At 66.1% G+C, this 22,779-nt stretch carries 24 protein-coding genes; 10 read left to right on the top strand and 14 right to left on the bottom strand.

Annotated elements, in window-relative coordinates:
• Positions 1-67: 67 nt before the first annotated feature.
• Positions 68-1,900 (top strand): hypothetical protein, encoded by a 1,833-nt coding sequence (locus ACZYZF_RS15960; protein WP_463836247.1) that lies wholly within the window; start codon positions 68-70, stop codon positions 1,898-1,900.
• A gap of 82 nt (positions 1,901-1,982) precedes the next feature.
• Here the strand turns inward: ACZYZF_RS15960 and ACZYZF_RS15955 are convergent, their stop codons facing one another.
• The 3 genes from ACZYZF_RS15955 to ACZYZF_RS15945 all read right to left on the bottom strand — a co-directional run bounded on the left by ACZYZF_RS15955 (position 1,983) and on the right by ACZYZF_RS15945 (position 3,612).
• A complete protein-coding gene (locus ACZYZF_RS15955) occupies positions 1,983-2,660 on the bottom strand; it encodes a YczE/YyaS/YitT family protein (protein ID WP_463746212.1) in 678 nt (225 codons plus the stop codon).
• Positions 2,661-2,780: 120 nt separating this feature from the next.
• Positions 2,781-3,203, bottom strand: coding sequence for a hypothetical protein (locus tag ACZYZF_RS15950; protein ID WP_463836246.1), 423 nt, complete (start codon positions 3,201-3,203; stop codon positions 2,781-2,783).
• Between the two features lie 154 nt (positions 3,204-3,357).
• A complete protein-coding gene (locus tag ACZYZF_RS15945; protein ID WP_463746210.1) occupies positions 3,358-3,612 on the bottom strand; it encodes a hypothetical protein in 255 nt (84 codons plus the stop codon).
• 131 nt (positions 3,613-3,743) lie between these two features.
• Between ACZYZF_RS15945 and ACZYZF_RS15940 the strand changes: the two genes are divergently transcribed.
• Positions 3,744-4,583 carry a glycoside hydrolase family 16 protein gene (locus ACZYZF_RS15940; protein ID WP_463746209.1) on the top strand — a complete coding sequence of 280 codons (840 nt, stop codon included), beginning with the start codon at positions 3,744-3,746 and terminating at the stop codon, positions 4,581-4,583.
• Between the two features lie 16 nt (positions 4,584-4,599).
• Here ACZYZF_RS15940 and ACZYZF_RS15935 read toward each other — a convergent pair whose 3' ends face one another.
• Positions 4,600-5,214 (bottom strand): LGFP repeat-containing protein, encoded by a 615-nt coding sequence (locus ACZYZF_RS15935; protein ID WP_463746208.1) that lies wholly within the window; start codon positions 5,212-5,214, stop codon positions 4,600-4,602.
• 296 nt (positions 5,215-5,510) lie between these two features.
• Here ACZYZF_RS15935 and ACZYZF_RS15930 point away from each other — a divergent pair, with 296 nt between their 5' ends.
• Positions 5,511-5,822 carry a GNAT family N-acetyltransferase gene (locus tag ACZYZF_RS15930; RefSeq protein ID WP_463836245.1) on the top strand — a complete coding sequence of 104 codons (312 nt, stop codon included), beginning with the start codon at positions 5,511-5,513 and terminating at the stop codon, positions 5,820-5,822.
• 24 nt (positions 5,823-5,846) lie between these two features.
• On the opposite strand, the gene ACZYZF_RS15925 is transcribed toward ACZYZF_RS15930, so the two are convergent.
• The 5 genes from ACZYZF_RS15925 to ACZYZF_RS15905 form a co-directional block, all read right to left on the bottom strand.
• Positions 5,847-6,992 carry a zinc-binding dehydrogenase gene (locus tag ACZYZF_RS15925; protein ID WP_463836244.1) on the bottom strand — a complete coding sequence of 382 codons (1,146 nt, stop codon included), beginning with the start codon at positions 6,990-6,992 and terminating at the stop codon, positions 5,847-5,849.
• 28 nt (positions 6,993-7,020) lie between these two features.
• Positions 7,021-8,964 carry a hypothetical protein gene (locus ACZYZF_RS15920; RefSeq protein ID WP_463836243.1) on the bottom strand — a complete coding sequence of 648 codons (1,944 nt, stop codon included), beginning with the start codon at positions 8,962-8,964 and terminating at the stop codon, positions 7,021-7,023.
• 113 nt (positions 8,965-9,077) lie between these two features.
• Positions 9,078-9,521: a DUF6636 domain-containing protein gene (locus ACZYZF_RS15915; RefSeq protein WP_463836242.1), complete on the bottom strand. Its 444-nt coding sequence runs from the start codon at positions 9,519-9,521 to the stop codon at positions 9,078-9,080.
• A gap of 35 nt (positions 9,522-9,556) precedes the next feature.
• On the bottom strand, positions 9,557-10,345 hold the full coding sequence (locus ACZYZF_RS15910) for a glutamate racemase (RefSeq protein ID WP_463836241.1): 789 nt from the start codon (positions 10,343-10,345) through the stop codon (positions 9,557-9,559).
• Complete coding sequence (locus ACZYZF_RS15905) at positions 10,342-12,267, bottom strand: methyltransferase domain-containing protein (protein ID WP_463836240.1); 1,926 nt, start codon at positions 12,265-12,267, stop codon at positions 10,342-10,344. The genes ACZYZF_RS15910 and ACZYZF_RS15905 overlap by 4 nt, the downstream gene beginning before the upstream one ends.
• Positions 12,268-12,377: 110 nt before the next feature.
• Between ACZYZF_RS15905 and ACZYZF_RS15900 the strand changes: the two genes are divergently transcribed.
• Positions 12,378-13,511, top strand: a complete 1,134-nt coding sequence (locus tag ACZYZF_RS15900) for a BTAD domain-containing putative transcriptional regulator (RefSeq protein ID WP_463836239.1) — start codon at positions 12,378-12,380, stop codon at positions 13,509-13,511.
• Positions 13,508-14,362: a serine hydrolase gene (locus ACZYZF_RS15895; RefSeq protein WP_463836238.1), complete on the top strand. Its 855-nt coding sequence runs from the start codon at positions 13,508-13,510 to the stop codon at positions 14,360-14,362. Before ACZYZF_RS15900 ends, ACZYZF_RS15895 begins: the two co-directional genes overlap by 4 nt.
• Here ACZYZF_RS15895 and ACZYZF_RS15890 read toward each other — a convergent pair.
• From ACZYZF_RS15890 to ACZYZF_RS15880, 3 genes are all read right to left on the bottom strand, one after another.
• The gene (locus ACZYZF_RS15890; protein ID WP_463836237.1) at positions 14,350-15,783 is read right to left on the bottom strand and encodes a serine/threonine-protein kinase; all 1,434 of its coding nucleotides are present in this window, start codon (positions 15,781-15,783) and stop codon (positions 14,350-14,352) included. The genes ACZYZF_RS15895 and ACZYZF_RS15890 overlap by 13 nt on opposite strands.
• 86 nt (positions 15,784-15,869) lie before the next feature.
• Positions 15,870-16,328: a lipoprotein LpqH gene (locus tag ACZYZF_RS15885; protein WP_463836236.1), complete on the bottom strand. Its 459-nt coding sequence runs from the start codon at positions 16,326-16,328 to the stop codon at positions 15,870-15,872.
• Between the two features lie 41 nt (positions 16,329-16,369).
• Positions 16,370-17,002: a cutinase family protein gene (locus tag ACZYZF_RS15880; protein WP_463836235.1), complete on the bottom strand. Its 633-nt coding sequence runs from the start codon at positions 17,000-17,002 to the stop codon at positions 16,370-16,372.
• A 139-nt stretch (positions 17,003-17,141) separates the two neighbouring features.
• Here ACZYZF_RS15880 and ACZYZF_RS15875 point away from each other — a divergent pair, with 139 nt between their 5' ends.
• The 4 genes from ACZYZF_RS15875 (at position 17,142) to ACZYZF_RS15860 (ending at position 19,826) form a co-directional block, all read left to right on the top strand.
• Positions 17,142-17,999 carry a CDP-diacylglycerol diphosphatase gene (locus ACZYZF_RS15875; RefSeq protein ID WP_463836234.1) on the top strand — a complete coding sequence of 286 codons (858 nt, stop codon included), beginning with the start codon at positions 17,142-17,144 and terminating at the stop codon, positions 17,997-17,999.
• Between the two features lie 110 nt (positions 18,000-18,109).
• A complete protein-coding gene (locus ACZYZF_RS15870; protein WP_463836233.1) occupies positions 18,110-18,544 on the top strand; it encodes a hypothetical protein in 435 nt (144 codons plus the stop codon).
• A 347-nt stretch (positions 18,545-18,891) separates the two neighbouring features.
• Positions 18,892-19,452, top strand: a complete 561-nt coding sequence (locus tag ACZYZF_RS15865) for a hypothetical protein (RefSeq protein WP_463836232.1) — start codon at positions 18,892-18,894, stop codon at positions 19,450-19,452.
• Complete coding sequence (locus ACZYZF_RS15860; protein ID WP_463836231.1) at positions 19,449-19,826, top strand: hypothetical protein; 378 nt, start codon at positions 19,449-19,451, stop codon at positions 19,824-19,826. Before ACZYZF_RS15865 ends, ACZYZF_RS15860 begins: the two co-directional genes overlap by 4 nt.
• 86 nt (positions 19,827-19,912) lie before the next feature.
• Here ACZYZF_RS15860 and ACZYZF_RS15855 read toward each other — a convergent pair whose 3' ends face one another.
• The gene (locus ACZYZF_RS15855) at positions 19,913-20,848 is read right to left on the bottom strand and encodes a site-specific integrase (RefSeq protein ID WP_463836230.1); all 936 of its coding nucleotides are present in this window, start codon (positions 20,846-20,848) and stop codon (positions 19,913-19,915) included.
• A 278-nt stretch (positions 20,849-21,126) separates the two neighbouring features.
• Between ACZYZF_RS15855 and ACZYZF_RS15850 the strand changes: the two genes are divergently transcribed.
• Complete coding sequence (locus tag ACZYZF_RS15850) at positions 21,127-21,666, top strand: hypothetical protein (protein ID WP_463836229.1); 540 nt, start codon at positions 21,127-21,129, stop codon at positions 21,664-21,666.
• A 187-nt stretch (positions 21,667-21,853) separates the two neighbouring features.
• Here the strand turns inward: ACZYZF_RS15850 and ACZYZF_RS15845 are convergent, their stop codons facing one another.
• Positions 21,854-22,576 carry a hypothetical protein gene (locus ACZYZF_RS15845; protein ID WP_463836228.1) on the bottom strand — a complete coding sequence of 241 codons (723 nt, stop codon included), beginning with the start codon at positions 22,574-22,576 and terminating at the stop codon, positions 21,854-21,856.
• Between the last annotated feature and the right edge of the window lie 203 nt (positions 22,577-22,779).

Genomic DNA, 22,779 nt, shown 5'->3' with positions numbered 1-22,779 from the left:
CGTGGAAACCACTGCGGTGGAAGGGAAACCGATGCAGTCAAGCACTGACCATGGAGAGATCCGATCCTTGCCCAAACATAGAAAGGCCAGATCGCGCGCCACGGCGCGTCCGATCATCACCACCGGTGTGGCCGGCGCAGCAATGGCAGGTGCAGGCATCCTGCTGTTCAGCACGCCGGATACGCCGCCGACCGTCGCGCAGTCTCCGAACATCCAACTCGTCAGTTCCGATTCGGCGCTACCTCCACTTCCGAAGGCCCCCGCGTCGAATGCCCCAGCGGCGAGCGACATTTGGTGGCTGGCCAACAACCGGGCCGTGGTCGGATCGGTAACCAACGCCCCCACGCCCAACGCACTCATTTCGGCGACCGGGCAGCCCGTCATCGGTGACGGCGGGTGGCTGATCGGCAACGGCATCGACGCGGCTTCCGACTGCACCGGGGCGGCCTGCAATGGCGGTGCAGGGGGCTTGCTGTTGGGCAACGGCGGCGCCGGGGCCAACGGTGGATCGGGCGGCAACGCCGGTCTCTTCGCCGGCAACGGCGGTCGCGGCGGCGACGGCCTCGCCGGTGGTGACGGTGGTAACGGCGGCGAGGCCGGGTTGTTCTCGATGTTCGGCAAGGGTGGTGACGGCGGCAATGGCGGCGTCGGCATCGCAGGTACGCAAGGCGAGAGCGGGACGGGCGGCACAGCCGGCAAGAACGGGCCGGACGGCGATGACGGGACCACCGGCAACAAGGGCGACGACGGCGTAGACGGCGCGAAGGGAGCCGACGGTGCCAACCCGACGGGCACTCCGGGTGCCCAGGGCACCAAGGGCATTGGCGGGATCGGCACGGCCGTGGCAGGCAGCGGTGGCGACGGCGGTGACGGCGCTCCCGGTGGTAACGGCGGCAACGGAAACGGCAACATCGGAGCCGGCCATACGGGCGGCGGCGGTGGCGACGGTGGCGACGGAAATGTGCCCGGTGCCGGCGGCGGCGACGGCGGCACGGGCGGTGCCGGGGCATTCGGCGCCAACGGTGGTAACGGCGGCGATGGTGGCGACGGCGCTCAGGGCGCAGCCGGACAGACCGGGCAGAACGGCACCGACGGCCACACCGGCGGCGCGGGCACTGACGGAAAAACAGGCGGCACCGGCGGCACCGGCACTCAGGGCGGCACCGGATCCGCGGGCACCACAGGCAAGGCCGGCGGCAAGGGCGGCAACGGCGGCAGCGCCGGCTTGTTCGGCATCTTCGGCTCCGGTGGGGCTGCCGGCAATGGCGGTGACGGCGGGCAGGGTGGCGAAGGTGGCACCGGCGGCCAGGGCGGCGCGGCCGGCAACGGCGGTGCCGGTGGTGACGGAGGCCAGGGCGGCGAGGGCGGCGCGGCCGGCAACGGCGGTGTCGGTGGCAACGGCGCCGACGGCGGCAAGGGTGGCAACGGCGGCAAAGGCGGCCTCGCCAACTACGCGAACATTCCAGGAACCGTGGGCCTCGGAGGACAGGGCGGCAAGGGTGCTGCCGGAGGTTCAGGAGGATCGGGAGGTGCTGCGGGCACAGCCGGTTCCGGTGGTTCCGGCGGCGCCGCCGGGTCAGGTGGCGCCGCGGGTACAGCGGGTGCGGGAGGCTCCGGCGGTGCGGGAGGCTCGGGCGGCTCCGGCGGCGCGGCAGGCACGGCCGGCTCCGGCGGCGCGTTCGGCTCGAAGGGCAAGACCGGCACCGCAGGCCAGACCGGCGCCACCGGCAGCACCGGTGCGACCGGAGCTGCCGGCGCGAGTGGTTCGGCAGGCAGCGCGGGCACGCCCGGCAAGAAGGGTGCAATCGGCAAACCCGGAACGGCCGGCAAAGCCGGAAGCTCCGGGAAGGCCGGCGCCAACGGCAGCAACGGGGCCAACGGAACACACAGCACGCCGTAGGCGTGCCGGGTGAGATCGGGCAGACGCTCGGCTGGATACCCCGGCCGAGCGTCTTGCTCGGGCACTCATGACGACTCCGCCGTCAGAAATGCCAGCGAGTGGTCTTGATGCGCTGCTGAAATGAGTCGAGCGCCGCCAGGTCCTTCTTCATCAGCGGCTTGTTGACCTTCTCGGTGAAGAAGTCGATCAGCGGACCGGCGAAGAACGCGGTCATCACCGTCCCGATGCCGACCTGCCCGTGGAACGCCAACGCCAACGCGACGAACGCGAGGTCCTGGGCCACCCGCACCGCCCGGTACGGCAGGTGCGTGTGATCGACGATGATCGGGGCGATCGCGTCGTACGGGGCGTTGCCCAACGCTGCGGTCATGTACATCGACGCACCGGCGGCGAACAACGTGATCCCGACGAGGAACATCGCGGTCTGCAGCACGCGTCCGGGGTCGACGGGAACCAGGGGGCTCAGCAAGGCCGAGAACCATTGAATGAAGTACCCGGTCATGACCATGTTGATGATCGAGCCGATCCCGATGTACATGCGGCCGAAGAAGAAGACCGGGATCAGCAGCACGGCGTTGCTGATCAGCTGGTACGTGCCGAGGTCGAGCCCAATCGTGTTGCTGATACCGATGTTGGCCGCGGTGTAGGGATCCACGCCGACCTGCGCGACGCGCAACACGGCTGATCCGAAACCCAGGACAGCCACACCCACCAGCGCCCAGAACGACCGCCGCAAGTAGTGCTTTTCTCGGCTACCCACAATGGACGACTATGGCAGAGCCAGGCAGTTATTCACGGCCGACGCGTTGAAATCGCACACAGGGTTGCGCACCAGGACAGATCACGACCGTGGGCGCAATCTCAAGGCGTCAACGCCTGCCTAAGAGAGCTTCGTCAACGTGAATGAGAACCGTTCGCTGCGCTCGGCCGGGCCGCAGTCGCTCGCCTCCCAGGTGGCGAACCCGGTGCCCGTCAGCGCCTGAGCGTCCCAGGACAGCGTGCGTGAGGCGGTGAGCGGGGTGCCCTCGCAGGTCCCGGCGTCGGGCCACGGGCTCGCCATCGTCCAGGTCCCGCCGTCGAGGTGGGCCTGACCTCCATACGCCGCCCACGTCGCACCACCGGTGGCCGCCACGTCTGCGCATCCCGCGCCACATGGGGTGACGGTCCAGGTGCTCCACGTCGACGGACCGTCGTGGTCATAGCGGTAGGTGCCGTTGAGCTCTTCGGCGACAGCCGGGCTCGCGAAACCGACAGCCGTTCCGGCGAGAACCATCGCCGGAACCAGGCTCATGACAAGTCTCAAGATCGCTCCCTGAAGTCGCCCCGACGCGGCGCCATAAATTGACGCGCAGAGCATCTCACACGAGAGGGCCTCGGGCACAGCAGAATTGGCACTGCGGTGGCTCGGCTTGGCACGGCTGGGCAGTAATCGACTTAGCTGGCAAACCGGTCGGCAGTCAGCGGGACTCGACCTCGGATTCGACCAACCCGGCGCTGCGGGCGTTGACGACGACGTGTTCCCAGCTGGTCGCCACGGCCGCGATCACCGTGATGGCCGTCGCGAAGCCGGCCAGTGAGGCCAGTACCGTGGCCCACTCTCCGCTGGTGGCGACACTGAGCAGGAGAGCGACGAACGCTCCCGCGAGTACCAGCCCGGCGGTCAGCGCACTGCGCCCCCGTGCGGCCCGGCGCAAAGAATCGATCAGTGTCATGCATCCCACTGTGCCCGCGCTGGCTGAGCAGGGATGAAGCGTTTCCTATGGAAATGTTCAGAACAAAACTTCCCGCTGGCAAAACCGTTCAATCCCTACTCGCGCACGCGGCACCGCTAGGGTGGTCCACCATGGCCAACTTGGATCGCCGAAAAATGATGATGTTGTCAGGTCTGGGCGTGATGGCGGCAGCACTACCCGCCCCGCAAGCCCAGGCCCTCCCGACCAAGCCCCAGACACCGCCTGTTCCTGCGCCGTCGGCGCCGCAGGCCACGGTGAACTACGTGTTCGCGGACGAATTCGACGGGTCTGCCGGCTCGGCGCCGAACGCGTCGAAGTGGACCATCGCGAAGGCCCGCGAGACCATCAAGGACCCCACCTACTGGGAGCAGCCCGGCCGCATCGGCCAGTACCGCGATGACCGCAAGAACGCCTTCCTCGACGGCAAGGGGAATCTCGTCATCCGGGCCACGAAGGAAGGCGACGCCTACTACGGCGCCAAGCTGGCGAGCGTGTGGGAGGGCGGTGCCGGGCACACCTGGGAAGCCCGGATCAAGTTCAACTGCCTGACCCCGGGCGCCTGGCCGGCCTTCTGGCTGGGCACTCTCGGTGAAGGTGAGCTCGACATCGTCGAGTGGTACGGCAACGGCAAATGGCCGTCGGCCACCACCGTGCACGCCAAGTCCAACGGCGGCGAATGGGAGACGCACAACATCGCCGTCGACACCGGCTGGCACACGTGGCGCACCCAATGGGACGCCAACGGTGCCCGCTTCTGGCAGGACTACACCGAAGGTGCGAAGCCCTACTTCGAGGTCGCGGCCAGCCAGCTGCCGGACTGGCCGTTCAGCCAGCCCGGCTACACGATGTTCGTGGTGCTGAACCTCGCGGTCGCGGGCTCGGGTGGAGAAGATCCCAGTGCCGGTACCTACCCGGCCGACATGCTCGTGGACTACGTGCGCGTCTGGTAACCGCCTAGCTCACGTGCTACTTGGGCGTGACGGTCTCGGCGAACGTGCCGCCGCCCTTGTTCAGCCAGGTGATGGTCCCGTGCTGGAATTCGGAGATCCAACCACCGTTGGCCACATCCGGACCGCCGGCCGTCTCGTCCTCATCTTCGGTGGGGAATCCAAGCTGGCCTGCTGGGCCGCCGTTCGCGGTGTAGACCCGCAAGATCTCGCCCTGCACGACGTGCGCGCCGGTGGACGGCGAGGAATAGATGGTGCCGTTGGCGAAAGCCTGCACCGTGCCGTCGCCGACCTTCTCCGGTTGCGCCGTCGGTAGACCCAACTTGGCTTCACCACCGGCGTCGGTGTACGCCTTTGCGACGGGAGCGTCGAGTACCACCTCGCCGACACCCGGTGCGTTCACCGTGCTCGGTGCGCCTTCGACAGCCGACGAGACCGCGCTCGAAGCGGAGCTGGCCCCCTCTTTGGCCTTGCTCGTGCCGGCATCGACTGCCGACGACGCGGCACTCGTGGCACTGGACAAGGCGTCTTTGGTGTTGTCTTTCGCTTCCTGCGAGCACGCAACGGCCGCCGCCCCGGTGATGGCGAGAGCTGCGGCGAGCGCACCTGTGCGTTTCATCAGCTTTGGGTTCATTTTCCGAACGTAACACCGGAACAACTGCTCGTCAGCAACATACGGAAATCGTGGGATGGAATGCCCAAATCAGGGACGCGGGTCCCGCATGCTGACCGGTGGGCCGTTCAGCCCGTCTGCCATCGCACGCACATACCCGTGCAGACCTGGCCTTTTAGGGCTCAGCAGCAATGGGGCGAATTCGCATGGAATGGCGTCACGCCGACTGCGTTACGAATCAATGTTCTATGAGCAACGGTGCCGGCAAATGGCGGGTAGACGCGCGATTATCGTGGGGTAACGGCGAATGGAGGCATATGAGTTCCGAGACCCGACTCGACCGCACCGGTGCGGCGACCACTGTCACCGAACACCCAGACCGGTTCACCATCGACGTCGACGGCACCACGGTGGGGATCGCCGACTTCCACGACCGCGACGGCCGCCGCATCTTTCCGCATACCGAGGTTCAGCCGCAGTACCGTGGCCGCGGCCTGGCGACCATCCTGATCGCCGAGGCCCTGCGCTCCACCCGCGATGCCGGACTGCGGATAGTGCCGACGTGTTGGATGGTGGCCGAGTACATCGACAAGCATCCGGAGTATGCGGATATCACCGACCGCCGCTGAGATTGCAGCCGTAGAGGTCGGCTCTCAGCGGGCCTGAGGCGTCACCAGGTATTTCTCACCGGTCGCTTTTTGCAAGTAGCCGTTGAACGCGTCGGGCTTGAGCATGTCGGCCAGCGAGACCTCTTGGGTGTAGCTGCTTGCGAAGGTCGTGGTGAGTTCCGCGGCAACGCGGGCGCGCAGCCGGGCGATGGTCTCGGGGCCGGCACCGGCGAGAAACGGGGTGAGCAGCCAACCCCCGACACCCCAGGCCATCCCGAAGTTTCGAGTCAGAACGGTCGGGCCGGTGTCGAGGCTGCCGTAGATGTACACCTGCTTGTGCACCGCCGACCCGTAGCGGGAGTACTGCGCGGCGGTCGCGTTGGCCGCCTGCTCCATGCCGTTGAGGATCTGACTGGCCAGCGTGCCACCACCGGTGGCGTCGAATGCCAGCGTCGCCGACGTCGACTTGAGTGCCTCGACGAGATCCGTCTCGAATGATGGCGACGACGAATTGCAGACATGCACCGCGCCGAGGCCACGCAGGATTTCCTCCTGCTCGGTCTTGCGGACGATGTTGACCAGCGGCACTCCGTCGGCGAGGCAGATCTTGACGAGCATCTGCCCGAGATTCGACGCCGCAGCCGTGTGCACCAGGGCCGAATGTCCTTCGCGGCGCATGGTTTCCACCATGCCCAGCGCAGTCAGTGGGTTGACGAATGACGATGCGCCGTCCTTGGCCGCGGCTCCCTCGGGCAGGACGAGGCATGCCGCGGCGTTGACCACCCGGTATTGGGAGTACATCGCGCCACCGGCGGTGCCGACGGTCTTGCCGAGCAGGGCTTGCGCCGACGGTGACTCCCCCGCGGCCACTACAGTGCCCGCGCCTTCGTTGCCCACGGGAAGCGAAGATCCGACGCGGGCCGCCAGACCGGCGAGGGCTCCTTCCTTCAGCGGCGCCGTGACGACGGGCCGGTCCGGGGTACCCGCGACGGTCGCGGCCGACATGTCGGCCGCGCTCGGAATCAGCAGACCCAGGTCCGACGGGTTGATCGGCGCGGCTTCGACCCGGACCACGACCTCGTCCCGTGCCGGGGTGGGCACCGCAACCTCGTGCAGCGACAACTCGAGCGTGCCGTCCTCTGTCACCAGCGACCGCAGTTCCAGCGCAGTCTTGGGTAGTGCCTCAGTCATGTCTGAACACTACGTCCGCTGCGCCGGGCTACACGCTGCATTTACCTCCGGTGACCAACTCGCACGTGGTCTGCAGGCCGTTGAGCACCCCGGCGGGGATCGCGGAGATGAAGTCGGTCGCACTGATTGCGCGCAATGACGTCAGGTCCTTGGCCTTTTGCGTGCCGATCAGCACCGCCACGGCGTCACCTCTGTCCGTGGTGATCGTGAACGAGTCGTCGCCGTCGCCGTACTGCCCGGCACAGTCGACGCCCGTCTTGCAGGCCCCGGTAGCGGGATCGATGTTCTCGTCGAACATGTCGTTGATCCACCCCGCGGACAAATCGCGGACGGCCAACGGATTCTGCGGTTGCGGGAACCCGGCGATCGCGTAGGCGGCGACCTGGATCAGCGGGTTGCCGCCCTGCATCGGGTCCATGTGCACGCCGTCTTCGAGAACGACGCCGGTGAATTGACCTGGCCGGGCTTCGGACAGCTGGTCGTTGACATCGCTGAACACGTTGAGGAAATTCAGTGGGGCGCCGATCTCGTAGATCGGGATGTAGTCGTTCGGATCGTCATCGCTGGGATCAGCGGTCCCGTTCGTCTCCAGCTCGTCCAGCCGGTCCATCGCGTCGGGGATGATCGAGCCCATCGGCACCGCATCGTAAATCACCACGCCGGCAAGCTCATTCGGTGCGTCCAGCCCCTGTTCCCGCCGACGGCTCAACCCTTCGGCGTAATACCCGGCGACCCCCGGAGCGAACCCGCCGCCCAACGAGTGCCCGACGAGAACGAACTGCGTTGGTACATCGATATTCTCGGTGCGGCCGGCCTTCAGCTCCGCGGTGTCCATGCTGGCGTTGAGCGCCGTGCGGTCCGGATCGAGAAACAGCTGGGCGACGGCCTCGTGCAGGTTGTCGCCACCGAGCCACATGCCGTCGGCCTCGAACGGGTTCGACGTGAAGGTGGTGGTGACGACGACACTGTTTGTCGATTGGGCCAGATAAGACGCGGTGTAGCTGTACAGCGGACCGTTCGCCAGGAAGCCGTGCTGCAGGTAGATCAGCCGAGTCGGTGGCTCACCATTTTCCGAAGTCGGGAAATACCAGTTGGATTCGACTTCGTGGCCTTCGGAGATGACGAGTGTGGATGTGCTGACCTCGACGGAGTCCCGCAACGCCGGCGGCACCACCGGATCGCCGCCGACGGCCCGCTCCAGCGTGGCCAGCGTGTCGAACACGACATCACCGATCACCGATATCGGCTTGGGGTAATTCTGCGGCTCGGGGTTGAGCACCAACGCCCCGAGGCTGCGGATCACGTCGTGGATGGCCTCGAGCGGATCCTCGTGAGACGGTGTTGCGGCAGCGAGGCTGACGACCCGAGCGCCAGGTTGGTCCGGATCGACCGGCTTCAGGGCGTCGCGCAGCGTTGTCGCGACCTGGACGTCGCGCGGTTCGATCGCCCCCGTCGGGCTGCCCCCGGACAGACGCAGGCGCTCACGGTGTGCGGCAATGGCCGACCGGATGCCGATCGGCGGCCGGACCCGGACCTCGACGGCGCTCTGCTCATCCACGGTTTTCGGCGTGGCGTCCTGGACGATGTCTTTTGCGGCGCTGATGCCGTCGGCCGCGTTACGAATCTCGCGGGCGGTATCCCGAAAGTCGCTGCGCGCCTTGGCACTGACTGAATCGGCAAGTTGGCGAAGGGTGCGCGGCGCCGCCTCGGACTTGGCTGATCTCGGTTTGGTCGTGGGCTTCGTTTCGGTGGTCGGCGCGTCTGAGACCGCGGATTCAGGCCGCTGTTTGACCGTGCGCGTTTTGCGGTGCTGGGTTTTCTGGACGGACTCGTTGTGGGTGGCCGACGGCTTCGCGTCGCGCTTCGACCCGCCGTCGTCGTCGGCGTGGGCCGACCCTGCCCCGGCGAGCACAGCCGCCGACAATCCGGCCGTGAACACCCCGGCACCAACCCACGCTGCTACCCGCGTCATTATTCGCCCCCCGTTACATCGAACTCGACGTTCGTCACGCTAGCGGGGATCGGTGGCCCTTCGGGCGAAATTGGACGAGATGCCGAGACGGTCAGGCCCGGGCGGGTTCAGCGCTAGCCGAGCTCGAGAGATTCGCGCGACATCCGGAAGAAGTGTCCGGAGTTGGTGTCGGTACACGCCACACCAGCGGGTTGCGATTCGCACTTGACCGGGCCGGCCGAACGCGACTGGCCGTACGGAAGCGTGGGCATTCCGGGTTCGAAGATGGTGTCGCCGTGGCAATGCACCTCGGGTGCGCGACCCGGCTTCAGGCTGACGCGGTCGCCCCAGTCCAGATGGCAGTCCGCCGGCTTGGCCGGCGCGGTGTAGGTGTGTTCGCGGATCTCGCACACCACGCCGTCGGTGCCGTCGGAATTGCTCGGCACCAGACACCAGATGTTGCCCGACGGGGTGACGAACCTTGTGGACGCCGGGCAGGCAGAGGCGGACGCGGGGAGGGCGATGATGGCTGCCGCGGCGGCGACGAACGGGATGAGGTGAGGTCGGTTTGTGCTCATGGCATTGAGCATGCGGGGGCCGCCTTGCGGAATTCTCAATGGAATCTTGTGCTGCGATCGGCCACGGTGACGGCAGGTTCGGCGGTGAGGTCCACGGCCCAGGCGATCGCCGCACCGCGCCGCATCGCCTCGGTATCGCCGCTGGTCAGATAGGTTCGTTCGGCTACCGGACCGTTCCGGGCGGCGGGATGGCGGGCCGCGACCGCGGTGGCCAGCCGCTGGGCCGGGTCGATCAGCGCGGTGTCGGGGAGCGCGTCGGCGAACCAATCGCTCACGGCCGGGTAGTGGGTGCACGCCAGCACCAAGGTCTGGGTCCGCCTGAGCGGGGCGACGATCCGGTGCAGGTCGGCGACGAAGGCCGGTGAGCCGGTGCTGCCGGCCTCGATGTGCGCCGACAGCGGCTGGGCCACCCGTGACAGCACCTCCCGGCCGGGACGGGCCAGCCCTCGCCGGTAGCGGCCGCTGGCGATGGTGCGTCGCCCGCCGACGACGCCGATGTATCCACGGAGCCCGTCGGGAACGGACGCCAGGCCGTGATCGATGATGCCTTCCACCGGAACGGAAACCCGAGTCAGCCGTGCGACGACCGTGCTTGCCGCATTGCAGGCCAGCACCACCTCGGTGGCGCCCCTCTCGGCGAGCTCGGAGATCACCGCGGAGAGCCGGGCTGCCAGGTCCTCGCTGCGCATCCGGCCGTAGGGCGTGGCTCCGGCATCCGACCAGTACAGGACGGGCAAGCCGGGTGCGCACCGGTCCAGCTCGCGCACCAGGCCGATGCCGCCGATGCCCCAGTCGAGGATGCCGAGGCACGCCACCGGCGTCATGGGTAGGTCAGCGGGGCCGTGAGCCCCTTGGCCAGGGGTCCGGAGTCGAACGCCACCACGCGCTGTGACGGTGTCGCGGTCAACAGCCGCAGCCGGGTACCGGGGAACCGGCTGGCGAAGTACCAGCGGTACTCGTGTTCGGCACGGATCGGATTGTGCCGCAGCATCTCCCGCCAGGCGGGATGACTGGTCAATGCGGCCAGATCGACGGCGAACCGGGGCCGGGCCCGTCGGGTGCGCAGGTGTTCGAGGGCAGATCGGGCCAGGACGGTGAGCTCGCGAACCCGTATGGGATGCTCCACCATGTCGACCACCCACAGCCTGCCGCCGGGCACCAGGACCCGGCGAATCTCGGCCATCATCGGATCCCAATCCAAGTACCGGAACGACAGAAAGCAGATCACCACATCGACGTGGTCGTCGGGGATGTCGAGCTCCGGTCCGTCGACCGCCGCGAACCGCAACCGTGGGCGATCGTGGGTACGGCGGTGCGCCTGGGCGAGCATGCCCGTGGAAATGTCCACGCCGATGCCGAAGTCGACCACTCCATCGTCGTCCAGCGCCCGTAACAACGCACCAGTGCCGCAGCCGATTTCGAGTACCCGCAACCCCCGGCCGAGCTCGGCCCGCGCACGGGCAGCCCGCTCGGACACCCACCGCCATTCGCCGCCGCGCACCCTGATGTCCGCGTAGGCACGGTCGTAGAGCTCAGCTACCGGATCATAGGAGCCGCCGGTCCCCGCGAGGTCGGGCAGGCTGCGCACCGGCGGCCGCGCTGCGGCACCCAGGTACTTGCGTGCGGTGCCGAACGGCCCGTGCGATTTTCGGCCCGGCGTGTCGATCAGGTAGAGCTCGCCGCGGGTGACAGGACGGCGCCCCGCCCAGGCGAACCGGTCCTTGCGCGCCGACACCGTCGTGTAGTCGCGGTCACCGAAAGCGGTCACCCCGAACACGTTCGCGAAGAACGGTGCGAACCAGCGCGCGGTGCGGCAAGCGTGGAAGTAGGCCTGGCCGGTGCGTGTGAAAGGGATGGTCATCGAACGCCATTCGTGCGGTGAGAACTGTTCAGGCCAGGCGGTCGATCCGAACATCGGGCCGTACATTCCGGAATGGCTGATGAGGTGCAACTGGTCGATGACGCGGCCGGCCTCGGCCAATCGGGTGAGCTCGGCGACGAAGTCGGCCTTGTGCTGCAGACCCGACATGATGACCTCGGCATCGGGATGGGCGGCGGCCAGCTCACGTGCCATCGTCGCGGCCGCCACCGCGAACTCTTCGGATCCACCGCGGTAGTGCGTGGTGTGGGCCACCCAGATCACCGGCGCCGCAGTAATTTCCGGAGACACCTCGGCGAGCGGGATGCGCTGGTGCTGCCCTTGCGGGATCCACGCACCGTAGTTGCCGATCAGCTCCAACATTTCGGCCCGGTCCAGATCGAACACTCGCATGCTGGTCGCCGGTGGACTGTAGAAGTGCAGGGTCAAACCACCGTCCGGGCCGGCCATGTCGTGGATCACGTCGCTGGTGATGCTCGTGACTGCGCCGGTGAGGTGCTCCGCGCTGCTGGTGACGGTCAACCTTGGACCGTCGCAGCCGAACCGTCGCTCCTCGAACCGGCCGTCCAGGACGATGACGAAACCGCCTGCCCCGCCATGGTCGTGCGGTGCGCAGCGCTGCCCTGGTCGCCATCGGGCCAGCATGATCTCGACGTCGTCGTCGACACGTAGGATCGTCCGCGAGTAGGGCTCACCGGGGTTCGGGTCGGACGCCGTCGTAGCCAGCGCGTGCCGCGCGCCGGCTACCTGTGCCAGCAGTTCGGCCCCGGGGACCTCTCCCCTGACCGCGACACCGGCCAACGCGTCGAGCAGCGAATCCAGTCCGGCGTCGTCGTGCCGGGCGGGGCGGTGCGAGATCGTGGTCATGTCGGAACGATGACGCCGACACCTTGCGGGATTCTCAACGGATCCTTGCGGTAGCGCCGCGCGGCGTCACAATGGGATGCGGACCGCGCCGAACACCGGGAAGGCAAGCGATGAGCGACACTCGTCTCGGGTTCGGTCTGTTGGGTCCGCTGCAGGTCACCGTGGACGACGCTCCCGTCGCACTGGGTACGCCCAAACAGCGCGCGGTGTTGGCGGTCCTGCTCATCAACCGCAATCGGGCGGTCAGCACCGAATCGCTGATCGACGCCGTCTGGGACGGGGAACCGGTGCCCGCGGCCCGCGCCACCATCCACACCCATGTGTCCAATCTGCGTCGGCTGCTCGGCGGCTCTGAGCGGGAAACGCATGCAGCGCTGGTCAAAGCGGCTCCCGGCTATCGGCTCAACGTGGCCGTCGGCAGTTGTGATCTGGACCGGTTCATCACCGAGAAGTCCGCGGGGATAACCGCCGCCGCGGCCGGACGATTCGATACGGCAAGCACGCACCTGTCGGCCGCGCTGGCGCAGTGGCGTGGCGAGGTTCTCGAGGATCTCCGCGGATTCCGGTTCGCGGATACGTTTGCAGCGGCCCTGGCCGAGGACCACGTGCTGGTGCACACCAGCCGCGCCGAGGCCGAGATCGCTTGCGGCCGTGCGGTGACCGTGATCGCCGACCTCGAAGACCTCGCCGCCAGGCATCCGTACCGGGAACCGGTGTGGGCTCAACTGATTACGGCCTACTACCTCGCGGAGCGCCAGTCCGATGCGCTGGAGGCCTACCGACGCGTCAAGTCCGTGCTGGCCGAGGAACTCGGCATCGACCCCGGGCCGACGCTCACCGCACTGCACGCGCGGATCCTGCGTCAGGAGCGGCTGGACACCAGGCAGGCCGCCATGGCCACCGCCGCGCACACGGTGAGCGCCGGACGCACCGCCGCCAACCGGGGTTCGACGGCGGCCGCACTGCGTGATGCCACCGGACGCCGATATCCGTTGCAACCGACCGTCACCCGGATCGGGCGGCTTCCCGACAACGACATCGTCCTCGACGATGCCGAGATCAGCCGTCACCACGCGGTGATCATCGACACCGGAAGCAGTTTCGTGATCACCGACCTGCAGTCGGCCAACGGTGTGCAGGTGCGGCAGGAACGCATCCACCCCAGCGCGACCGTCGGCGACGGGGACCAGATCCGCATCTGCGGTCACGCGTTCACCTTCGAACTTCAAAGCGCCGCACCGTGACATCCGGCCACCGGGGCCGACTGTGGGCTCTGATAGCGGTCTTCGCGGCGATCGCGCTCGCCGCGGGGGTGATCATCGGGACCCACCTCGCCAAGCGCCCGAACACGCGGAGCTCGGCGCCCACCGCGTCGCTGGCCGCGGGATTCGCCCAGTTGCAAACGCAGCTGCCCGCCGTTGCTGGTGTGGCGATCAGCGGCGTCGGCCCCGGGCAGGAGCCGATGAGCTTGGGCGAGTGGCAGAGCGGCCCCGCCTGGTCGACGATCAAGGTGCCGTTGATCATCGCCGCGCTGCGCGCACAGGTGCCGCCGCAGATCACCGAAGCCATGACCGCGGCCATCACCCAGTCCGACAATGCCGCAGCCGAATCGATCTGGGACGGCCTGGGTACACCGGCCGAGGCCGCGCACAAGGTCGAAGCGGTTCTGCGGGAGACCGGTGACCCGACGGTCGTCCAATCGCAACGCGTGCGTCCGGAGTTCAGCGCTTCGGGGCAGACCGACTGGCCGCTGACCGACCAGGCGCGGTTCACGTCCATTGCGGTGTGCGACAAGGCAAATGACCCCGTGTTTGATCTGATGGCCCGCGTCGAGCCCGACCAGCGATGGGGTATCGGCACCCTCGAGGGCAGCCGGTTCAAAGGCGGTTGGGGCCCCTCACCGACGGGTGGCTATCTGGTTCGTCAGATCGGTGTGCTGACGACTCCGACCGGAACCGTGGCCGTGGCGTTGGCCGCACTGCCGTACTCGGGAAAGTTCGAGGACGGCACCGCTGCGCTCACCACGATGGCCAACTGGCTGCGTGAACGTCTGAGCGCCCTGCCGACGGGACACTGCCCGGCTCACCAGAGATAGACGCGGGCGTTCTTGCCGCCCGTGCAGGTGATCCAGCTGTCGCCCGGGGACTGCTGACAGTGCATCAGGAAGTTGGAGCCGTCGCACAGCGCCCCCGGCACCTTGCCGCAGTCCACCGCCCCTGGGGCCGACACCGCTCGCGGCAGCGGACTCGCGTTGCCGTATTCGGCCCAGTACGACGTCAGCACGCTGTTGGTGAAAAGGCATGAGGTTTCCGGTGTTCCGCGCCCGGCCCGACTGGCGAACCCGGTGGCGGTGGTGACCGCGAAACCGTCGTCACACGACTGGTGCAGGCTGCTCTGATCGGGGCCGGTGATCAGTGGCGGCACCGGGCCGCCTGGCTGCGCGGGGTCTCGCTGCGATGCCGAAGGCGGTGTGTCCGCGGGTTGTCCGGCGTTATTGGCAAGCATTCCGATTACGACGCCGAGGCCGCCGAGGATCAGCGCGGCCGCCACCGCAATGACCGTCGGCAGCACCCATCCCCGACCGCGCGGCGGCTGTGGCGGCTCGGCAGGTGGATCCGGATGTGGATAGCTGGCGGGGCTCACCAGAGCCGCGGCGAGGGTCGGCGCCTGGTGCGGCGCGGTCGACGGCGCCGAGCCGGCCTGCAGTGCGCGTTGCGCAGCACGGCCCAATCCTCCGGCCGAGCCGTAGCGGTCGTCGGGGTCCTTGGCCATGCCCCGGGCCACCACATCGTCCAGGGTCGTTGGCACCGTGGGATTGGTGGTGCTGGGTCGAGGGGGCGGCGCCGAGATATGGGCGGCGAGCAGGCTTTCCAGGTTGTCGCCGACGAACGGGGGCTGGCCGGTCAGCGACTCGTACAGCACGCACGCCAGCGCGTACGAATCGACTGCCGGTGTGACCGTCTGCCCGGTAAATCGTTCGGGCGCCATGTAATTCAGGGTGCCGATGCGGGATCCCTCGGTGGTCAACCGGCTGTCGCCCTCGCTCTCGGCGATGCCGAAGTCGACGAGGTAGGCAAAATCGGCCGGGGTGACGATGATGTTCTGCGGCTTGATGTCGCGGTGGATCAACCCGGCCGCGTGCGCCGCATCCAGGGCTGCCGCGATCTGGGTGACGATGGCCACCGCTCGCGCCGGCGCCAGCGGGCCGTGGGCGATCAGATCCGAGAGCGTCGCCCCCTGCACCAGTCGCATGTCGATGTAGAGGCTGCCGTCGATCTCGCCCCAGTCATGGATGGGGATGACGTGGGGTTCCTGCAGGACCGCGGCCGCATGCGATTCCCGCTGGAATCGGGTACGAAACGTGGCGTCGCTGGAGTACTGGTCGGCGAGGATCTTCAACGCCACGGTCCGGTTCTTCTCCGCGTCGAAGGCCTCGTACACCTCCCCCATCCCGCCCTTTCCGAGCAGGCGCGTGATGGCGTACTTGCCGAACGTCGTGCCGACGCGCGAATCCACTTCCGATCTCCCCTGGTCGTTCGGTATAGACGCAGTATCGCCTGTGAGGCCACGGGATGCAGATGATTGCCGACCATCCGGTCTGGTCAGGGCCTCCCGAGCGCGGGCACGGTGTCACGTGTGCCTTTCGGCCGCTGATAGCCGGGGCAGGTGATCTCGATCTTCACCTGGCGCCACCCGGGCCCTTCTTCGGCAGGCATCCGTCCACTGATCGTGTAGACGTCGTCGACCTTGATGGCCGTCATCTCACGCGAGTCCTTGGTGAAGCCATTGGCTTCGGGGATATGGAACCCCGCGGCCGTGACGACCAGGCGGTGTGCCGTCGTCAGCATCAATCGAACGCTTCGTCGGTGGTCCGTCGCCGATGGCGATGCGTAGATCAGCAGGTTGCCGTCGGGAAACCTGGTGCAGGTGACCTGCGCGGCCAGGGTGTGGACGTCACCGTCGAGCACGATCTTCACCTCGGACAGGCCGGCCCCGGACGTACAACCCACCAACAGTGTGATCGCAGCCGTCGGCGCCGCGATGCCGACGCGGGCACGCATGTGTGCAGTATGAACGCACCGCGGTGCCTGGGCGACCGGAACTAGAGTCGGCCGGCGGCGAAATCGGCTGCCTGCGCAACCTTTCCGGACTGCACATAGGACACGTGGGCACCCATGTCCCAGCCACCTTCCCAACAGATCGGGTCGGCCTCATTGCACTGGTCGATCGAGTTGGCGGCGTACTGCGGGGCGAGCGTCGGCAGCGTCATCCCGGAAGCCAGGAGGCCCGAGAAGCTGGTGCGCGGCGTACCGAACAGTGCGGTGGCCGCCACGTGATCGGCGGTCTGGGGAGACGCTGCGGTGGTGGCCTGTTCGATGACGGCCGCTCCCTGCGAGTAGCCGCCCAGCACCATCTTCGTGTTCGGACAACTGGCCGCGATCGACTCGATCAGGGACTGCGCCGCGTCGGTGCCGGCCGGGGTGCTGTTGTGGAAGTCGTTGTTGGCCGGGTAGTCCACCGCGGTTCCGTCGACGGTGCGCGGCGCCACCCGGGCCCGCAGGTCGTCGACGAACGGGCCGCCGACACTGCCGAGGCCAGGCGGTTCATTGGTGCCCCGGGCGAACACCACCTCGACGTCGGGGCACGGTGCGGCTGTGGCCGATGCCGGCAGGACGGCCGGGACGGCTGCGGCGAATGCTGCGAACGCCAGAATCAAAGCAGGCTTGCTGGTCATACCGACCGATCGTAGGGCCGTTCCCCCGATCGGCGGACCCATGATTCCGTCGATTCATGGTCTGACCAGCGGACAGACGCTGTCTCTCCCAGACGGGATGGTGTTTTCAACACACCAACACCCACCGAGGGGACATCACATGACCACCAACACCATCGGCTTCGTCCGCCGCTCCGCACTCGTCGCCGCCGCAGCGGTCGTGCCCGCACTCGGGCTCGGCCTCGCGCCGGCCGCCGGCGCACAGGTCACCGACTTCGGACCGTGCGGAAATCCTGCCGACAAGCACGTCGCGCTCTGGAACGACGTCAAGCACGCCAGCCCACAGCACAAGGACGGCGCCATCGACGTCGTGTGGCCCGCCGGCGACAAGTCCCGCGGCTATGCGGTGCGCCAAGGACACCACCCCGCCCAACTGACCGACCTGCTGGTGATCCCGACCGCCCGCGAGACCGGCATCGAATGCGCAAACCTGTTGGACGCCAATGCTCCCCATTACTTGAAGGACGCCTTCGAGCAGGTCAGCATTCTGCCGCCAGGCAACCAGGGCCAGGCACCGGACTGGGCACTGGGCATCAACTCCGCCGACAACCGCGGCCAGGAGCAGCTCCACGTCCACGTGACCCTGCTCGACCCCACAGCCCGCGCCGACATCGACCAGGCCGTCAAGAACCACAAGGTCACCAAGGACGTGAAGGGCTGGAAGGACTCCGTGATCGGTGTGCGCGGCCACAACGAGAAGGACCAGATCGAGAAGAGCCCGCGCGGCTACCGGGCCTGGAACACCGACAACATCGACCAGAACTTCTTCGCCGCGCTGAACACCGACATCGTCGCGCCACTGAAGAAGGCGGGCACCGACGTGAACATGAGCAATGAGACCCTGCTGATCACCAAGAACCACCAGGGTCCCGGGTTCATCGTGATCGCCAGCGACGAGAAGTCCGGCCTCGCCCCGTTCGGCGTCAACAACATCGAGCGGTTGCTCGACAAGGGCTGATCTGTCTGCGAGCCCAACGGCCACCCGTGTGCGGGTGGCCGTTGGATGTTTGCGCCCACCTGGTTTCCGCTGGCGGTAGCCTCACCTCACCGAACAAGCAAGGGGCAATCATGAGCCAGCCCGATGACAATCATCCGCCGGCGGTGCCAACACCCACACCACCATCGAGGCCGCTGCTACCCGATCTGAGCCCCCCGCCCGGATACATCAGCGCAACCGGTGCAAACCCCTACCCGTACTCAGCCCCGCCGCCGGTCCAGACCAACAGGTACGCCCCGCATGCGGCCTCGAAAAGCCCTGGGCTCGCCGCCCTGCTGGCCGGACTCTTCGGTTGCCTGGGCATGCTCTATGCCACCGTGCCAGGGGCCTTCATCACGTTCGGTATCAACGTGCTGCTGTTCTTCATCGGAATCTTCACCGTCGGGATCGCCTGGTTCTTCTTGGTGTTCACCTGGATCGGCGGCATGGTCTGGGCCTACGTGGCCGCACAAGAACACAACAGGAAACTGCTGCCACCGCCATACCCGCCGCAGAGCCCATATTGATCGCCGAACGCTCCGGCCCACGTGCGAGTTCTGACGAACGGGGTTATCTCGGTGCCCCCAGTCGGACTCGAACCGACACTTGGCGGATTCTAAGTAGGTACGGGCCGCTTCCGACGACCTGCGCAAACGCTTAGCTGGAAGACTGCATTCTGGCTCCGCCCCTGCAAATTTGCACATCTCCGGCAGAGGTCCGGCAGAGGTCCGGTACGGGTGCGGTAGGCCGCCTATATTTGGTCGGCATTTCGGCGTTTGCTACCCGAGAGGGCGGCGCGGCGGGGAGCCGATCCGCCAAGCTTGGTCGCGGGATTGAGTACACTTTGCCTGCCTAAGCAAGAGGGGAAGGCTTATTGTCCTGGCAAGAAATCACGAAGAATGCCTTCGAGTGGGCCAACTTGTACCTGCAGGTACCTCTCGGCGCGGTCGGTTTCGGCTTCGCCTTTTACCAGATAAGCCAGGCAAGGCAGCAGATCCAGCAAGCGAAGACCGCCGCCGAGAATGCCCAAACTGCCGCAGATGCCGCGAAGACCGCCGCCGAAGATGCACGCGGCCAGTTCAAGACTGCGTCTCTAACGACACTTCTGCCGCAGCTAAGGAACATGGAGGAAATGGTCGATAGAGCGATCCAAGACAAGGCCCGCGATCTAGCGGCTCATCTTCTCCAGGACTGGCGTTGGCACGCAAGCACCTGCCGCGAGTACCTAGACGAAGAGGTTGAGGCGGAAGCCGAGGCAATGGTTAAGATCCAGAAGTCGCTGATAGCCGCGTCAACTCTCAAGGCGAAGTTTTTCGACTTCAATGATCAAACCGATTGGGCCAGGGAAACAAAGCTTTTCCGCAAAGCGATGATCGACGTCACGACCGACCTCGGGGCACTGACGGCTCAACAGACGGTAAAGGAGCGCCCGTGAGCTTCGACGAGAATGATTACAACGAACGTCTACAGGCCTTGATCGATGGGCTTGTGGTGCGCACTCGCGATGCGCTCGCGGCGGACAAGCAACTTTGGGAGCAGCCCACACCGGGGGTTTACGAGTTGTCACTCACGAAAAGCTCGATGCGGATCTACGCGCGAGATGGTGATGACCAGCCGCCACATGTCTTCGAGCTATTCAACATTAACGGCGACCTTGTCGACACCGTCGTCGATGACCCTTTTGGTGAAACCGTAAGACTCGAACAGCTTTATAATCTTGTGTCGCAAGGGGAAAAGCAGAAGGCGAAGGATGCCGCTCTGACAGAGGCCCTGCATGAACTGGACATTCCCGAGCCTCCCCCGTTCTAATTCGCCTGCCCAAACAGACTGATCACGTTGGCCGGTAGCTCGGCGGTCTGAGCCGGCGCGGGCGGTTCGAACAAGTCTTCCGCGTACTACTCCGATGGGATCCAATCGCGATACGTGTTCAGCGATAGCGTGTAAGTCGATTGCCCCACGAGCTGGCTGACGCGCATGAAGTGCGTGCCTTCGCTCAGGTGCATAACCGCGAAGATGTGCCGTAGGTCGTGCAGCCGTACCCCGCGTACAGCAGGCGTTGCATCGGTGGCGGGTCGGTTAGCGGGCGAGTCGACCGCCTCCAAGGCGGGCTTAAAAATGGTGTCGTAGAACGCGCCCGACGCAATCGGCTGACTCCAATCCAGCGGCACCGCGTATCGCTCCCCAGCTGCGCGGTAACCGCCGCCGTTCTTCCGGCTCTGCCACAGCGGCGCAGTGAGTTTCGCCGGCCGCGGGTGCGTATTTGCCAGGTAGTCCACAAGTTTCACCGCTAGCCACGGTGGTATCGGCACATCGCGTCGGGACCGCTCGCTCTTGAGGGTGCCGGTAACCCACTCGCCGCCTTTTGCGCTTCTTGGTTCGGCGTACTCGCACCTTGCACTGGGGTGCGAAGCTGGTCCGGCATGGGGCGCAAACACGAGGTCTCCCACCTCCAGCCCAGCGTTCTCGGCGGCACGAACTCCGCTGTACGCCATGAACTCCACCATCAGTGCATATACCGGGTACGCGGGCAACGTTGTGCCGGTGGAGGTCTCGGGCGGGTTACCCGCCACAGCAGCAACCACCAACGCTACCTCCGCCGCCGACAGTGGGTTGTGCTCGAATCCGCTCGTGTCCCCGCTGGCACGACCTGCCGAGAAGTCCACCGCCTCACACGGGTCCGCCGTGATCGCCTTGTGCTGTACGGTGCATCTGAACACGCGCCGAGTCACATCCTCGTTAAATATGTTGGTACGGCACATAAACGAACGGTGGCGGCGACCGACTGGCGCAGCCTCGGCATCGGCATCGGCATCGGCACCAAGGCCGGCCACGTATGGAACGAAGCCAACGACTACCTCGTGCCCTCATCCGAGTCTCTCGGATGCGCAGTTGGACTACCTCTTGATCGATGACAAGCTGGGCGGCTCCAATACCCCTTCGTTCATCGAAGTCGAGCGCGACAGCGTTCACGGTGATCTGGTCGAGGTGACCCAGTAGTCCGAGGTGTCCGAGCGCCGAGAACCGAATTCCGACAGGTTTTGACTCCCCGAGCGAAACAAAGTGTGCCAATCACGCAGTAACCGGACGACGTGGCTGCGATCATAGCTGTGTGGCACGCGAGGCCGCGCAGGAAAATGACTGGACCAAGAAGGCCACAGTCGGCATCGCCAGCTTGGCACTCCTGTCTAGCATCTTCTCGGCAGTGGCAGCTTGGGGCTCTTTCCACGTTGCTCGCCGAGCAGGCGAAGTGTCAGGCGCTACGCCTGTAGTCGTAGATAAGCTCACATTGGCAGGGGACTGCCAAGGCCACGACTATCGTGTCGGCGCAACCGTTCACTTCCTGAACATCGGACATATCGCAACCGACGTCGAGGCGGCATACCTCAGGGTGCACAACATCAACGATCCTGCGCATATCACGGAGCTCAGCCGGGTGATTGGGACACGTCTCACGTTGCAGCCGCAGAACGGAAGAGATTTGTCCCTGTCAATGGACTGCCAGCACCTTGCCACACTTGGCATTCATGCACGCTCAGCGAGCGAGCTAGCTCCTCTCATAGGTAATAGCCAGTGGGCATTCACTGCAGGCGGCGAATTCGGTAACGGCGCAACAATTGAGTCACTTATTTCCTCCGCTAGCACAGGCTGAGTCGCTCTCTCGCTATGGCTCGCGCAGTGGGAGCGTGGCCCAGTAGCGACAGCTCCAGCCGTACCAACGCCATCGCCTCGATTACGGCTGAGTCGTCGGGATCAAGCCCTTCACTTCGGAGTACGGCCCACTCGATCTCATCCATGTGGCGTTAGACGCGCACGCTGATTCGGTTCCCCTGCAAGGCTTAGTTCGCCGCTGCCGGTTGTTCCGAGTCTGGTGTTGGCGGCTCGCGGCGTGCGATGGCGGGAAACACCCCCGCCGCCTCGTATTGATCGAGTAGCCTATCCATCTTTCGACGTGCGCCTTGTTTCTGCTCGGCAAGTTCCGGACTACCGTTACCCATGAATGCCACTAGATAATCGAACAAGCAGACGGCCATCGCGGTGGTGGTGACTGCATTGTCTCTACGGAACCGGCTGAAGCACTGGTCGAGTCCCACCTCCAAGTCGGCCCGATACTGCGGCGCAGCGAACTCCACAGGTGAGTGCACCGCCAAATCACGAAACCGGTAGATCTGCGAAACCCAGTGCCGGATTGCCTCTCTTGTCTTCTGATTCCTGACCTTCAAGTGGTAGAAGTATGTTTCAGTAACCTGCTTGTGTCGGGCGGTCCCCTTCGCCCGCCAGGCAGCTTGGTCAGGGTGCTCGGGCGAACGCGCCTTCACGGCCGCGTAAAGAGCGTCAATTGCAAACGCGGCGGCTCCGATAGCGCGCATCGTTGCGATCAACTCGCGGGTGACCAACTCGTCGAGATCTTCGTCCGTGGCTTTGCCGGCCTTGAACTGTTCGTACAGCGGTGGGATTTGGTCTGCTATCTCGTTCGCTGCTGTAGCGGCCTCGATAGCCTCTCGCAGCCAGAACGGCCACATATCAGTGCGCAGCGCAAGGGTTAACTGGCCAGCGTCCAAGTTTGGCGTCCCGTCAGGTCCGAGGGGAAATGACAGGCCGCCCAGACGGAAGTCGCAGTTAATGAACCGAACACCACGCGACTCCGCCGGGTCCTGTGTGTTCCTCACCCGACAAGCGTCCCAGTCCCCGCCGACACACCGCAGCCTTTCAGGGCGCGTCGCTTTGCGAACGCGCCTCCAAGTTGGCTAGCGGCGATCGCCGT

Source organism: Mycobacterium sp. IDUB_24, assembly GCF_055419385.1.
Note: the sequence above shows the minus strand (reverse complement) of the source record. Positions and strands in the feature narration are given on the sequence as shown.

Bases quoted from the DNA above. Each gene is read 5' to 3' on its own strand.
- ACZYZF_RS15945 (WP_463746210.1), bottom strand. From the start codon at position 3,612: ATGACACTGATCGATTCTTTGCGCCGGGCCGCACGGGGGCGCAGTGCG.
- ACZYZF_RS15940 (WP_463746209.1), top strand. From the start codon at position 3,744: ATGGCCAACTTGGATCGCCGAAAAATGATGATGTTGTCAGGTCTGGGC.
- ACZYZF_RS15935 (WP_463746208.1), bottom strand. From the start codon at position 5,214: ATGAACCCAAAGCTGATGAAACGCACAGGTGCGCTCGCCGCAGCTCTC.
- ACZYZF_RS15930 (WP_463836245.1), top strand. From the start codon at position 5,511: ATGAGTTCCGAGACCCGACTCGACCGCACCGGTGCGGCGACCACTGTC.
- ACZYZF_RS15925 (WP_463836244.1), bottom strand. From the start codon at position 6,992: ATGACTGAGGCACTACCCAAGACTGCGCTGGAACTGCGGTCGCTGGTG.
- ACZYZF_RS15920 (WP_463836243.1), bottom strand. From the start codon at position 8,964: ATGACGCGGGTAGCAGCGTGGGTTGGTGCCGGGGTGTTCACGGCCGGA.
- ACZYZF_RS15915 (WP_463836242.1), bottom strand. From the start codon at position 9,521: ATGAGCACAAACCGACCTCACCTCATCCCGTTCGTCGCCGCCGCGGCA.
- ACZYZF_RS15910 (WP_463836241.1), bottom strand. From the start codon at position 10,345: ATGACGCCGGTGGCGTGCCTCGGCATCCTCGACTGGGGCATCGGCGGC.
- ACZYZF_RS15905 (WP_463836240.1), bottom strand. From the start codon at position 12,267: ATGACCACGATCTCGCACCGCCCCGCCCGGCACGACGACGCCGGACTG.
- ACZYZF_RS15900 (WP_463836239.1), top strand. From the start codon at position 12,378: ATGAGCGACACTCGTCTCGGGTTCGGTCTGTTGGGTCCGCTGCAGGTC.
- ACZYZF_RS15885 (WP_463836236.1), bottom strand. From the start codon at position 16,328: ATGCGTGCCCGCGTCGGCATCGCGGCGCCGACGGCTGCGATCACACTG.
- ACZYZF_RS15880 (WP_463836235.1), bottom strand. From the start codon at position 17,002: ATGACCAGCAAGCCTGCTTTGATTCTGGCGTTCGCAGCATTCGCCGCA.
- ACZYZF_RS15875 (WP_463836234.1), top strand. From the start codon at position 17,142: ATGACCACCAACACCATCGGCTTCGTCCGCCGCTCCGCACTCGTCGCC.
- ACZYZF_RS15870 (WP_463836233.1), top strand. From the start codon at position 18,110: ATGAGCCAGCCCGATGACAATCATCCGCCGGCGGTGCCAACACCCACA.